A 12,560-nucleotide genomic window follows, 5' to 3' on the forward strand; every position below is an offset into this window, starting at 1 on the left:
TCCTATGTGTTAGGGCGCTGCCCTGTGAGGCACAGTGCCGGAACTTTTTTGTACCGCATCCGAAGCACTGAGAAAAGCAGAAAGTTTCACCAGGCCCGGCAGACGCATCTGAAAAAAGATATTCATAAATATGGTTATATCGGCATGGATGCTTGCGAAAGCCGCACTCCGTTTCTTTAGAGCAGATTACCTTTGACTTTTTATGAAAGTCAAAGGTAATCTGCTCCAGGTTGTGAAAGCTTGAGTTGTGCGTTCAAGGTAATCTCCTGAAGATGGCTATAAAAATAGTAAAAATAGTATATTTTGTTGACATTATACCATTTTACATTTAGCCTTGTGGCATGAAAGACGCTGACGACACCAAACTGTGGACGGTCATTTTCAGCCGCAAGGCTGAAAAGCAAAAAGCCAAGCTGCCTCCGGCCATAATCGACATACTGTATTTGCTGCGGAAAGACCTTGAAAGCAGAGGCCCGGTTGTCACGGGCTGGCCGAATTACAGCAAAATCGTCGGCAGCAAATCCGGCCACTACCATTGTCATTTGAACAAAGGGCATCCGACCTATGTCGTCATCTGGCAAATTGTTGATAAGATTGTCCGCGTACTGGATATTCAATTTGCCGGTACACATGAAAAGGTTGATTACAGCCGTTATAAATAAACGGAGGAATCCCATGTTGGCAGAAATGAAGCTTTGCTCCGACGCGGAAGGACGCGGTGTGATCCAGCTTACCGTCCCCCCGGCGAGCACCATGAAGGTTGCCGAAGCTATTCGCGGCGTCCTTACTCTGGCAGGGCACAAGGTTCGGCGTCTCAATGAAGAAGGGGAAGAATGGGTCACAGCGGATGAAGTCTTTCCTGACGCCAGTCCGGCTATGGCCTTGCGGGGCTTGCGCGGCAAGGAGGGCATCACGCAGGCGGAGTTGGCTGCCCGCCTTGGCGTCAGCCAAAACGCGATCTCCGAAATGGAAAGTGGCAAGCGCCCGATTTCCACAAAAATGGCCAAGCGACTGGAAAAAGTGTTCAATATCCCGTACAAGGTTTTTCTGTAGCAGGGAACAGACTGTTTCGCGCTATGCAGCTTCATGGATTACCGCCTCCTGACTGAGTTGCAACAACTGCGGCACTCTCAGTTGCGCCTTTTTGAGTGAGGGATTGGCATAGAACATATCGCCCCGGACGATCTGACCGGAAAAGACAAAATGGGCCTCGCCCTCTATCTGTTCCTGCAAGTCGCGCAGGACAACGCGGTCTTCCTGCTCCACTGTGGTGGAATTGGCGTCGCGATAGTCGGAACTGATTTGTTCATTGACGTTGAAGCCTGTGGTGCGAAGGACAGTGCTTTGCCCTGCCTGCCCGCGCAATAATTCCCATGTCTTCTCAGCATCCTGCATTTTCATGAGCATCAAGCTCAACATATTTTTATAAATAAAAACAATAGAATAAATCAGAGTCACGATAAATTTACCCCTAAAATCAACCCCTATTTTCCCTGGATGGAAAAGGATTTGTCCGGCCCTTGCAGAGCATTCCCCAGTCTTCCTTCCGGCCCATCAAGACGCGGCACGTTGCCGAAAGCGGCGGCACGGTCAAGGTCAAGCCCTTCGGGCGCTTCGCAACCTTGACCCTGCCGCCTTTCTTTCGGCGACGTTTTGCCCGTCCGTGTTTTTCGGGTTACGAGATAAAACAGACCGCCCTCCATGCCGGATTGACTGAAGTCAAATTCCTTGTCTTTGGGCGTGTAGCGACGGGAATGACAATCATCATGGGCGTACAGCACAAACTTTTTGCCCGTGGAGATGTCCCGGAAGTAGCACCCAAGGCAGGGAGTTTTTCCCCATATCTTGAAATCCAGAATGGCCTCCATGCACGAAGCCTCAATCACTGACTTGTATTCGTAAGGGCGCAAGCCGCTTTTGATTGCGCTTATGAAGCTCAAGCCCCGAATGTCCCTCTGGGGCATGGGGAAAAGCGTCAGTTGCGCAGGGACGGAAGTCTTCATCACAACTTCTCCTCTTTCCGTACAAGTAACGTGCTCGCGACAGGCTGCGCGGGCTTTTCGTCAGGCAGGGGTGCAATCACCCCGGACTTGCCGCCAGTAGCAAAAAGTTCCGCCTGGCTGTTTTCTTCCGGCGCGTTCAGTACCACCTTGAGACGGTCAAGCGAGATTGCAAGCCCGGCCTCAGTCAGCACCTCCCGAATTTGCCGTATGCTGTATCCCTTTTGAGCGGCCTTGCGGACATCGGCAGAGAGTATGCCGACAGTTTCCGCCCGCGTGTGTCCCTGATTCTGCGCCGCCAGACTGCGGAGTTTTTTGCGGGCCGTTTCTATTTGCGCGTCAGTATAGCGTATTGGCTTTGCCATTGGCGTTTATCCTGTTTTGAATGTGAATTGACAAAATTGAGAATTGCTTTTCCGTAGCACAATTTCAGATTCTTATTCAACGCCATTTCGTGGATTGTATTGGATAACATAAAATTACAGTGTTGAAGATGGACCTATATGGACAATAAATAAATATTTATCATACAAAATAGCAATCAGAAAAGTTTGTTCATGACAGTATAATACCGTCTATTTGCTTTTTTCGCTGGATATAAAACTATTTCTGAGCGTATGCTGAAGCCAATCAACAAAGTGAAGGGAGCAAAGGCAATGGAAAAATCAATCAGCGGTATTTTGGCTCACGTTTGCAGTTTGTCTTTACAAGTTGGTAGCCGTCTGACGCCGACTACAAACTTGCCAAAGGCTTCGCCTCTGGACTCCGGCAGAGCGTTCGGCGCTTCGCTTCTCACGCTCTCAAAAAGACAGAAAGGCAGATGGAAAAGCGGAAGGCGACAATCAGATTTCAGCGGCGGCGGACGCTCAGGCTTACCGCAGAAGAAGACGCAAGAATCACCCAGCAGTCCGCGACCGCCGGAATCTCCGTTTCCGAGTACATGCGGCGGCTGTTCTTCGGCGGCAGGCCCATCATTGCCAGAACGGACGACCAGACCATCCGGGAACTGCGGCGACTTGGAGGTCTGCTCAAGCATCATTTCGACGTGGTGCGGAGAACACAAAGCACGGCCACCCTCACGGAACTGGACGCCGCCTTGCGGGAAGTCCGGCGAGCCATCGAAGCCCTGAGCGAACAACAATGATCGTCAAAAAGCTCAAGCGTACCAGCTTCAAAAAATCCAAGTCCGCCATGATCGGCGGTCTGGTGGACTACGTTCTTGCTTCCCATGATGACGCGGCCGGGACAAACTCGCCTTTGCCGGAAGCAGAAACTTTCTGACAACGACTGTTGCCGCGCAGAAAAGGGAAATGATTTCTCTGGCTGAGGAATCCATCCAGAGCAAAATGCCGGTCACGCACTGGATTCTGTCATGGCAGGAAAACGAACAGCCGTCCCGCGAACAGGTGGACGAGGCGGTCAGTCTTTTTCTCCGGGGAATGGGGCTTGCCGAACACCAGACAATTTACGCCTTGCATAAAAATACGGGTAATTATCACCTGCGCATCGTTGTGAACCGGACGCATCCATATACTAAAAAGGTAATTCAGCCGCATCACGGATTCGACATTGAGGCGGCGCACAAAATTATTGCCGAAATCGAATACAAGCAGGGATGGGCACCGCAGATAAATGCCCGCTATCGCGTCAATGAACAAGGGCATGTGGTCAGGAATCTCCTGCACCGGGCGCAGGTAAAACCCAAGGTCAAGGCCGAAGACTTTGAAAACGCCACCGGCGAGAAATCCGCGCAGCGCATCGCCCAGGAGCGCGGACATGCCGTCATTCAGAACGCCTCATGCTGGGAAGAGCTGCACGCCGGCCTGGATGCCGTGGGGCTGCGTTTCGCCCGCAAAGGCTCCGGCGCGGTGATTTTTGTGGGGGATATGGCGGTCAAGGCGTCCAGCGTGGACAGAAATTTCAGTCTGTCCAAACTGTGTAAGCGGCTCGGAGCGTTCGAGCCAGGCTACTACTCCAGGCGGACATTCAAAAAGCCCGCTCCGGAGCCGGTCAGCCATGTGTGCGGGAGGAGTGGCTGGAGTACCAGAAAGAGCGGCAAAGGCTGGCCGAGGAAAGGCTCCTCGCTGAAAAGAGGAAGGAGGAAAAATGGGAAGATCTGGGACAGCGGCAGCAGGAGCGCCGGGAGGCAGCCACAGCCCGTCTTGCCCGGCACGGACTTTCCATACTGAACATTGCCCGGCATTTTTTGAAAGAACAGGAGCGGCAGGAGAAAGCGGCGTTGCGGGACAGGCAATCTCAATCAGAAAAGCCGGAGCGGCTTCCTCGCTTCAAGCACTGGCTCGGCAAGGCCAGCCCGCACCTCGGCAATCTGTGGCGTTTTCGCAAACGGATCGTTCCCGGCGTGGAGGTCAGGAAACGTAAATTTCCCAGGGTCGGCACATTGGCTTCCCCGTATGCCGCCTACCGGGAAATGGTCAAAAAGCGTTTTCCCAAAAAGATGGACGCATCACGGCTGGACGCGACTGTTGCTCTGTACATGCGCTGTGCCGGATACACGGCGCAGGAAGTTGCCGGAGAACTGTACAGACACACCCCCGCCCGCCCCCACGGACAGAACCGTGACGAACGGATAGAGTACGGGCGCAGCGTGGTCGGGTACGCATTCGGGACGGCGGGAGATATTGATATTGCCAATGCCAACCCAACGCCGGAACAGATTCAGAAATTCAATCAGGAAGCGGAACACATTGAGCACAAAACTTGTCGAGAAAGAACATCTTCTATACATCGTATGCGATAATGTTTTCATATCAAAATTCCTGTTGTTCTTGCAGATTTTAAACAGGTAGTATCTGTTATCCGCAATTCCAGCCATTCGCCATGAACGGCAACAGCTGTGGATGGAAATCTTGCTTCCTGCCCAAGCGCGCCCTATACTGAGCCCCGTTGAAAAATTGCCGTGTTATCCATCGCTTATCAGAAGGAAGCCTCATGTCTCTTGCCGCTGTTGTTTCCGAAAAGGCCAATCTGATCTGGGCCATCGCCGACAAGCTGACCGGCGTGTTCAAGCCGCACCAGTACGGCGAGGTCATTTTGCCGCTCACGGTCATCCGCCGTTTCGACAGCGTGCTGGAACCCGGCAAGCAGGCTGTTCTGGATGCCTGCAAACAGTATGCGGGCAGCCCCCTGCTGGACAAACTGCTGGAAAAGGCCTCCGGCTATGCCTTCTACAATACCAGCCCGTTCACCTTTGCCCGGCTGCTGGACGCCCCCGCCGATCTGGAGGCCAATTTCCGCGCCTACTGCAATGCCTTTTCCCCCAACGTCCGGCAGATACTGGAAAGGTTCAAGCCGTTCTGGCCCCATCTGGCCACCATGAGCGAAAAAAACGTGCTGTACCTGGTGCTGAAGGAGTTCACCACCAGCAAGGCCGATCTGCACCCGGACAAGGTGTCCAATCTGGAAATGGGTTACATCTTCGAGGAACTGATCCGCCGCTTTTCCGAAGCGCACAACGAGGATGCCGGGCAGCATTACACCCCGCGCGAAGTGATCGAGCTGATGGTCAATCTGCTGTTCACCCATGACAGCGCGGCCCTCTCCGGCGCAAGCGTCACCAAGTCCATCTACGACCCGGCCTGCGGCACGGGCGGAATGCTCTCCGTGGCGCAGGAACATATCCACAGTCTGAACAACCGGGCCAGTCTGGTGCTGTGCGGGCAGGAGCTGAACGACGAAACCTTTGCCATCTGCAAGGCGGACATGCTGATCAAGGGCAATGAGGCGGATTTTATCAAGTCCGGCAACACGCTTTCCGATGACCGGTTTGCCGGGCGGCAGTTTGACTACATCCTCTCCAATCCGCCCTTTGGCCGGGAATGGAAGAACGAAAAGGCCGCTGTGGAACGCGAGGCGAAGCAGGCCAACGGGCGCTTTTCCGCCGGGCTGCCCAGCATATCCGACAGCCAGATGCTTTTTCTGCAAACAGCGGTGGCCCGCCTCAAGCCCGAAGGCCGGGCGGCCATCATCCAGAACGGCTCTCCCCTGTTCACCGGGGACGCGGGCAGCGGCCCTTCCGAGATTCGCCGCTTTATTCTGGAAAATGATTTTCTGGATGCCATTATCGCCCTGCCCAACGGCATTTTCTACAACACGGGCATAGCCACCTATATTTGGGTGCTGTGCAAGGCGAAGGCAGCCGCCCGGCGCGGCAAGGTGCAGCTCATCAACGCCAACGGCCTGTTTGAGAAACGCCGCAAATCTCTGGGCAACAAGCGCAACGACATCCCCCCCGCCGCCATAGAGGAAATCTGCCGACTGTATGGCGACTTTGCCGAAAGCAAAATCAGCAAAATCTTTGACGTGGCGGATTTCGGCTACACCAAAATCACTGTGGAACGCCCCGCAGAAAGCGAAGCCGCCCCGGAAGTCGCTGACAAGGCGGACCAGCGGGAAACGCCGCCGACCGCCCCGCTCATCCCAGACTCAGCCCCAGACAACGCGCCCAAAAAACGCGGGAGAAAGCCGGGTGGCCGACGCACGCCGCGCAAGGCCGACGCCTCCCGCCGGGATACGGAAAATGTGCCGCTGAAAGAGGATATTCAGGCATATTTCAAACGGGAGGTCCTGCCTTTCGCCCCGGACGCCTGGATTGACGAGAGCAAAAGCAAGGTCGGCTACGAAATCCCCTTTACCCGCTACTTTTATGAGTATACGCCCCCGCGCCCGGCGGCGGAACTGGCCGTGGAAATCCGGGAGCTGGAAATGGAGCTGGCCGGGCACCTTGCAAATTTGTTCGGAGAAGGGGAGTAGCGGCCATGCGCAAGATGAAAGACAGCGGCATTGCGTGGATTGGGGAGATACCGGAGGGGTGGGAGACAAAACGTCTCAAGTTTATATGCACTATTAATCCTATGGTAAATATTGATGATATCAATCCAGAAACAGAAGTAAGCTTTCTCCCAATGGAAAATATTAAATATGGATATTTTGTTAATACCATAATAAAAAATTTTTCCGAATATTGTTCATCGTATAATATATTTAATGACGGAGATATATTATTAGCAAAAGTTACGCCATGTTTTGAAAATGGGAATATTGCAATAGCAAATAATCTTAAAAATTGTATTGGATTCGGTACGTCTGAAATATTTGTCGTGCGGGTTAATAATATAGATAATAAATTTCTGTTCTATTATTTTAGAAATGAATTATTTAGGCAGCGCGCAATAGCAACAATGTCAGGAACAGGAGGTCTCAAAAGAATTTCTCCTCAATTCATGCGAGATGAAAATGTTTTGTTCCCCCCTCTCCCAGAACAACACCGCATTGCCTCCTACCTCAATGCTAAATGCGCAGAAATCGACCGCAACATGGAGCTTGTGCGGCAGAGCATGGACAAGTTGAAAGCGTACAGGATGTCGGTCATCACCGAGGCCGTGACTAAAGGGCTTGACCCTGACGTGCCCATGCAGGACAGCGGCGTGCCGTGGATTGGGGAGATACCAGATGGCTGGGAATGCCTTCGATTGAAATTTACTCTTACCCAATCACTCCAATATGGAGCAAATGCTGCTGGCTCAGCCTATGAAGAAAATTTACCAAGATATATCCGCATTACAGATATTGACGAAAATGGCAATCTGAAATCAGATAATAAGCAATCCCTTCAAACGGATGAGGCTGCGGACTATCTTCTTGAAGATGGAGATGTCTTGCTTGCAAGGAGTGGCGCGACAGTTGGAAAAAGTTTTTTATATAAAAAAGAGTATGGCTTAGCGGCATTTGCAGGCTATCTTATTCGGGCAAAATTTAATTCCAATATATTATTGTACAGATATTTTTATCATATTACACAATCTTATTCATATTTTGAGTGGAAAAATTATATTTTTGTCCAAGCTACAATCCAGAATATAGGAGCAGATAAATATTCAAACTTTCAATTACCACTCCCCCCACTCGCAGAACAACACCGCATCGCCTCCTACCTCGATGCCAAATGCGCCGAGATAGATGCCATTATAGCCCAAAAACAGGCCCTGCTGGACAAGCTGGCCGCGTACAAGAAAAGCCTGATTTTTGAATGTGTCACCGGCAAACGGGAGGTGGCGGCATGAATGAGGCCCAGCATCCGGCACCCCTGCCACAAGGGGAAATTCTCATCTACCAGTCCGGCGAAGGCCAGACCCGTATTGAAGTGCGCCTTGAAGACGAGACCGTCTGGCTCTCCCAGCAGCAGATGGCGGAATTGTTCCAGACAACACGGGCCAATATAACCTTGCATATTGGTAACATCTACACGGAGGGCGAATTGTCCCCGGAGGGAACCTGTAAGGATTTCTTACTGGTTCGTCAGGAGGGAACGCGCACGGTTCGCCGCAAGGTGGAACATTACAACCTCGACATGATCATTTCGCTCGGCTACCGGGTAAAATCCCTCATTGCCACGCAATTCCGCCGCTGGGCCACGCAGAGGCTGGGCGAATACATGCGCAAGGGCTTCACCCTCGACGATGAGCGGCTGAAAAGGCTCGGCGGGGGCGAATACTGGCAGGAGCTGCTGGACAGAATCCGGGACATCCGGTCTTCGGAAAAGGTCATGTACCGGCAGGTGCTGGATTTGTACGCCACAAGCGTGGATTATGACCCAAAAAGCAGGGAATCCACAGCCTTTTTCAAAATGGTGCAAAACAAGCTGCATTTTGCCGCGCATGGGCAAACAGCGGCGGAACTCATCTGCGCCCGCGCGGACGCCGGCAGACCGTTCATGGGCCTGACCTCCTTTGCCGGGGATTTTCCCGCCAAAAAGGATATCGGCATCGCCAAAAACTACCTGACCGCCGATGAACTGAAACTGCTGAACAATCTTGTTTCGGGCTATTTCGACTTTGCCGAAATCCAGGCCATGCGCCATCATCCCATGCACATGAGCGACTATGTGGAGCATCTTGACCGTGTTCTTGCCGCCACGGGCGAGAACGTGCTTCAGGGGGCCGGCACGGTCAGTCATGCGCAGGCAATGGAAAAGGCGGAACGCGAATACCGCAAATTCCAGGCCAAAACGCTGTCCCCTGTGGAAGAAGAGTACCTCAAATCCATCAAGGGCATGGAAGCGGAAGCAAAAAAGCTGAAGGGCAGGAAGCAATGAGCGGCGACAATCTGAAAGAACGCAATTTTGAGGACGATATTTGCCTCTGGCTCTGTGAGCATGGCGGCTATACTGCCGGAAACCCGGGACGTTTTGATCGTTCTCTTGCGCTGGATAGCGCAACTCTGCTGGACTTCGTGAAAGCCAGCCAGCCGAAGGCCTGGCAGCGCCATGAGCGCAACTGCCCCGGCAAGGCGGAACAGGTTTTCCTTGATCGTTTCTGCAAGGAAGTGCGGGTGACCTCTCTGCTGGAGGTGCTGCGCAAGGGCTTCTCCATTCTGGGCACAAAATTTCGCGTTGTGTTCTGGCGGCCGGAAACCGCTCTGAATCCGGAAAGCCTGCGGCAATACAAGGCCAATATCCTGCACTGTACCCGCCAGCTCCGCTACTCCCCATCCAGTGAAAACAGCGTGGACGTGGCCCTGCTGCTCAACGGCATTCCCCTTGTCTGTCTGGAACTGAAAAACCCGCTCACCGGGCAGAACGTGGATGACGCCGTGCGGCAATACAGGCAAACCCGTTCGCCTGACGATCTCTTTTTCAGCTTCAAGCGGCGGGTGCTCACCTGTTTTGCCGTTGACCCGTACCACGTCCGAATGACCACCCGTCTGGCCGGGGAAAAGACCTTTTTTCTGCCCTTTGACCAGGGAAGCAACGGCGCGGGCGAAGTGGGCGGCGCGGGCAACCCGCAACCGCAGGACGGCGACTACGCCACGGCCTATCTGTGGAAAGAGGTTCTGAACCGGGACGCCCTGCTGGAGCTGCTGCAAAAATTCCTGCATCTGGAAGTCAGGGAACAAAAAGACCCGAAAACAGGAAAATTTCACCAGAAGGAAAGCCTCATTTTCCCCCGCTACCATCAGTGGGACGTGCTGCACAAGGTTTTGGCGGACGTGCGGGAAAGGGGGCCCGGGCGGAATTACCTTATTCAGCACAGCGCAGGTTCCGGCAAGTCCAATTCCATCGCCTGGCTGGCCCACCGTCTGACCGGCCTGCACGACGCGCAGGATCACAAGATTTTCCAGTCCGTCATTGTCGTGACTGACCGCCGGGTGCTGGACACGCAGTTGCAGCGCACCATCCGCCAGTTTGAGCAGGTGGAAGGGCTGGTAAAAACCATAGACAAAAACGCCGCCCAGTTGCGGGATGCCATCAACGAGGGCGCGGCCATCATCGTCACCACCCTGCAAAAATTCCCGGTCATATTCAGGGAGGTGGAACACGGCAGCCGCAACTTTGCCGTGATTGTGGACGAGGCCCATTCCTCCCAGACGGGCCGGGCGGCCCTGACGCTCAAGACCGCGCTGGCCGATACCGATGCCGCCCTGAATGAATACGCCCGCCTGGAAGGCGAGGAAGAAGCCGGCGAGGAGCGCAGGCAGGACGAAATCTGGCAGGAGCTGGCCGCGCAGGGGCGGCATCGCAATCTCTCCTTTTTCGCCTTTACCGCCACGCCCAAGGACAAAACCCTGAATCTGTTCGGCAGGCAGCGGGCGGATGGCAGCTTCCGGGCCTTTCATATCTACTCCATGCGGCAGGCCATTGAGGAGCATTTCATCCTGGACGTGCTGCGCAACTATACCACCTACCGCGCCTATTTCCGGCTTGTGTGCAAGGGCGCGGAGGATCCGCGCTATGCCACTTCCGCCGCCGCCCGCGCCGCCATGCGCTTCGAGAGCCTGCACCCGCACAACATCGCCCAGAAAACAGCCGTCATGCTGGATCATTTCCGCAACGTCACGGCCCGCAAAATGGGCGGCAGGGCCAGGGCCATGCTGGTCACGGCCTCACGCCTGCACGCGGTGCGCTATATGCTGGAGTTTGAGCGGCAGATACGCGAAGGCGGCATGAGCGATGTGCGCGCTCTGGTGGCCTTTTCCGGCGAAGTCAGGGATACCGGCGCCAGTTATACGGAAGAAGGACTGAATGAGGCCACACACGGGCGCAAAATTCCCGAACGCGAAGTGCCGGATCTGTTCGCCACGGAGTTCAACATCCTGATTGTGGCCGAAAAATACCAGACCGGCTTTGACGAGCCCCAACTGCACACCATGTTTGTGGACAAGCCGCTCAGCGGCGTCAAGGCCGTGCAGACCCTTTCCCGCCTCAATCGCACCGCGCCGGGCAAGGAAGATACATTTGTGCTGGATTTTGTGAACAGCGCCGAGGACATCCAGAAATCCTTCGCCCCGTTCTATGAAGCCACGGTGCTGGAAGAGGAAACCGACCCGAATCTTGTCTATGACATCCGGCACCGGCTGGACGGATATCAGGTCTATACGCCCGCGCAGGTGGCGGACTTTGGCGCGGCCATTGTCCGGGAGTCCCGCAAGCAGCGGGGGAAAGAGGGCAGCGCCCTGGCCGCCGCAGCGGCCACGCTCAAGCCCATTGTGGAAAACGTCAGCCGCCTGGAGGAGGAAGAACGCCGCGCCTTCCGCACCGGGCTGGCCCGCTTTGTGCGTTTGTACAACTTTGTGACCCAGGTTTGCCGCATGTTTGATGAAGACATGCACATCTATTCCCTGTTCGCCAAGTCGCTGGCCGCCGCCCTGCCCACGGAAGCCGAGGGCCTGCCCGATCTGGACGGGCAGATTGACCTTGAATACTACAAGCTGACCAAAACCGGGGAAGGCGGCATTGCGCTTGTTCCGGCGGAGACGGGCTTTCCCGGCATAAAGGGCGATTCCGGCGCGGCGGGGGAAAAGGACTTTGCCACGCTTTCGGATATTGTGCGGAAAATCAACCAGCGCTTTGGAACACAGTTTGACCAGAACGATCAGGTGCATACCCTGCGCCAGATCGCCGAGCATGTGGCCGCAAGCGACCATCGCCTTGCCGACCTTGCCGGAGACGAAGACGAGGGCACATGGAATATGCTCTATGACAGCGTGTTCGCCAGCGGCGTGGCCGAAGCGGCCCTGAGCAACGCGGCTTTTTTTGAACTCATCAATCGGACACCAGACGCGCTGGACTTTTTAAAAGGGCAGTTGCGGGAGATGGTGCGGGAGAAAGTGAGGAAGGCTCTATGAGTGTTCCTTGATAGTTTTGTATATTTCACTATGGCATCAGGTCACATTCAAAATTTGTTGAAAATTTTAGAGCAATTTGACTTTTATTTTATTTAAAAATCGTTTAGATTGCAGAGATGAAATTTGCATCTGAAGAAATCCGAACCAAGGCTGTTCATGCGTATCTTGATGGAAAAGCAACAGCCAGGCAATTGGCAGATATTTTAGGTTATACCCCGGCTAGCATCTGCAATTGGGTCAGAGCTTACCGTGAAAACCAACGATTATCAGCCAAACCCAATGGCCATCGTCCAAGTTGTTTCTCATGCGAGGAGATTCGGGAATTGCAAGCCCTTCTTGATAAAAATGTTGATATGACGCTTCAGGAAATTAAAGAGCATTTTAATAAATCCTGTTGCCTGGCTGCCATCCACCGTC

Annotated in this window: 14 protein-coding genes; 11 read left to right on the forward strand and 3 right to left on the reverse strand. The window is 53.9% G+C overall.

The genetic code is table 11. The annotated features are described in order from the left end of the window. The first annotated feature begins 341 nt into the window (after positions 1–341). Positions 342–662 (forward strand): cytotoxic translational repressor of toxin-antitoxin stability system, encoded by a 321-nt coding sequence (locus tag G7Y52_RS10025; RefSeq protein WP_165071252.1) that lies wholly within the window; start codon positions 342–344, stop codon positions 660–662. A 13-nt stretch (positions 663–675) separates the two neighbouring features. After that, positions 676–1,053: a helix-turn-helix transcriptional regulator gene (locus G7Y52_RS10030; RefSeq protein WP_165071255.1), complete on the forward strand. Its 378-nt coding sequence runs from the start codon at positions 676–678 to the stop codon at positions 1,051–1,053. A gap of 21 nt (positions 1,054–1,074) precedes the next feature. Here the strand turns inward: G7Y52_RS10030 and G7Y52_RS10035 are convergent, their stop codons facing one another. From G7Y52_RS10035 to G7Y52_RS10045, 3 genes are all read right to left on the reverse strand, one after another. Continuing rightward, positions 1,075–1,401 carry a hypothetical protein gene (locus tag G7Y52_RS10035; protein WP_165071258.1) on the reverse strand — a complete coding sequence of 109 codons (327 nt, stop codon included), beginning with the start codon at positions 1,399–1,401 and terminating at the stop codon, positions 1,075–1,077. Positions 1,402–1,484: 83 nt separating this feature from the next. Further along, positions 1,485–2,003, reverse strand: a complete 519-nt coding sequence (locus tag G7Y52_RS10040) for a hypothetical protein (RefSeq protein ID WP_165071260.1) — start codon at positions 2,001–2,003, stop codon at positions 1,485–1,487. Further along, positions 2,003–2,365, reverse strand: a complete 363-nt coding sequence (locus tag G7Y52_RS10045; protein WP_165071263.1) for a hypothetical protein — start codon at positions 2,363–2,365, stop codon at positions 2,003–2,005. Before G7Y52_RS10045 ends, G7Y52_RS10040 begins: the two co-directional genes overlap by 1 nt. Before the next feature lie 455 nt (positions 2,366–2,820). On the opposite strand from G7Y52_RS10045, the gene G7Y52_RS10050 reads away from it, so the two are divergent. The 9 genes from G7Y52_RS10050 to G7Y52_RS10090 form a co-directional block, all read left to right on the forward strand. Next, the gene (locus G7Y52_RS10050; RefSeq protein WP_165071266.1) at positions 2,821–3,144 is read left to right on the forward strand and encodes a hypothetical protein; all 324 of its coding nucleotides are present in this window, start codon (positions 2,821–2,823) and stop codon (positions 3,142–3,144) included. Further along, positions 3,141–3,281, forward strand: coding sequence for a hypothetical protein (locus G7Y52_RS10055; protein ID WP_165071269.1), 141 nt, complete (start codon positions 3,141–3,143; stop codon positions 3,279–3,281). The genes G7Y52_RS10050 and G7Y52_RS10055 overlap by 4 nt, the downstream gene beginning before the upstream one ends. Further along, on the forward strand, positions 3,278–4,189 hold the full coding sequence (locus G7Y52_RS10060) for a relaxase/mobilization nuclease domain-containing protein (protein WP_277424305.1): 912 nt from the start codon (positions 3,278–3,280) through the stop codon (positions 4,187–4,189). The genes G7Y52_RS10055 and G7Y52_RS10060 overlap by 4 nt, the downstream gene beginning before the upstream one ends. A gap of 17 nt (positions 4,190–4,206) precedes the next feature. Further along, entirely contained in the window at positions 4,207–4,761 is a 555-nt protein-coding gene (locus G7Y52_RS10065; RefSeq protein WP_165071282.1) for a hypothetical protein, read from the forward strand. A gap of 191 nt (positions 4,762–4,952) precedes the next feature. After that, positions 4,953–6,773 carry a class I SAM-dependent DNA methyltransferase gene (locus G7Y52_RS10070; RefSeq protein ID WP_165071285.1) on the forward strand — a complete coding sequence of 607 codons (1,821 nt, stop codon included), beginning with the start codon at positions 4,953–4,955 and terminating at the stop codon, positions 6,771–6,773. 5 nt (positions 6,774–6,778) lie between these two features. Further along, entirely contained in the window at positions 6,779–8,083 is a 1,305-nt protein-coding gene (locus tag G7Y52_RS10075) for a restriction endonuclease subunit S (RefSeq protein WP_165071287.1), read from the forward strand. Further along, positions 8,080–9,114: a virulence RhuM family protein gene (locus tag G7Y52_RS10080; protein ID WP_165071290.1), complete on the forward strand. Its 1,035-nt coding sequence runs from the start codon at positions 8,080–8,082 to the stop codon at positions 9,112–9,114. Before G7Y52_RS10075 ends, G7Y52_RS10080 begins: the two co-directional genes overlap by 4 nt. Next, complete coding sequence (locus G7Y52_RS10085) at positions 9,111–12,143, forward strand: type I restriction endonuclease (RefSeq protein WP_165071292.1); 3,033 nt, start codon at positions 9,111–9,113, stop codon at positions 12,141–12,143. The genes G7Y52_RS10080 and G7Y52_RS10085 overlap by 4 nt, the downstream gene beginning before the upstream one ends. Positions 12,144–12,259: 116 nt before the next feature. Then, positions 12,260–12,560 (forward strand): helix-turn-helix domain-containing protein (locus G7Y52_RS10090; RefSeq protein ID WP_206215190.1); only part of this gene is annotated, 301 nt, incomplete at its 3' end.

The sequence above is a fragment of the Desulfovibrio sp. ZJ200 genome, assembly GCF_011039095.1.
GTDB lineage: Bacteria > Desulfobacterota > Desulfovibrionia > Desulfovibrionales > Desulfovibrionaceae > Desulfovibrio.

Coding starts and splice junctions, on each gene's coding strand:
- G7Y52_RS10025 (WP_165071252.1), top strand. CDS start 342: ATGAAAGACGCTGACGACACCAAACTGTGGACGGTCATTTTCAGCCGC.
- G7Y52_RS10030 (WP_165071255.1), top strand. CDS start 676: ATGTTGGCAGAAATGAAGCTTTGCTCCGACGCGGAAGGACGCGGTGTG.
- G7Y52_RS10035 (WP_165071258.1), bottom strand. CDS start 1,401: ATGAAAATGCAGGATGCTGAGAAGACATGGGAATTATTGCGCGGGCAG.
- G7Y52_RS10040 (WP_165071260.1), bottom strand. CDS start 2,003: ATGAAGACTTCCGTCCCTGCGCAACTGACGCTTTTCCCCATGCCCCAG.
- G7Y52_RS10045 (WP_165071263.1), bottom strand. CDS start 2,365: ATGGCAAAGCCAATACGCTATACTGACGCGCAAATAGAAACGGCCCGC.
- G7Y52_RS10050 (WP_165071266.1), top strand. CDS start 2,821: ATGGAAAAGCGGAAGGCGACAATCAGATTTCAGCGGCGGCGGACGCTC.
- G7Y52_RS10055 (WP_165071269.1), top strand. CDS start 3,141: ATGATCGTCAAAAAGCTCAAGCGTACCAGCTTCAAAAAATCCAAGTCC.
- G7Y52_RS10070 (WP_165071285.1), top strand. CDS start 4,953: ATGTCTCTTGCCGCTGTTGTTTCCGAAAAGGCCAATCTGATCTGGGCC.
- G7Y52_RS10075 (WP_165071287.1), top strand. CDS start 6,779: ATGCGCAAGATGAAAGACAGCGGCATTGCGTGGATTGGGGAGATACCG.
- G7Y52_RS10080 (WP_165071290.1), top strand. CDS start 8,080: ATGAATGAGGCCCAGCATCCGGCACCCCTGCCACAAGGGGAAATTCTC.
- G7Y52_RS10085 (WP_165071292.1), top strand. CDS start 9,111: ATGAGCGGCGACAATCTGAAAGAACGCAATTTTGAGGACGATATTTGC.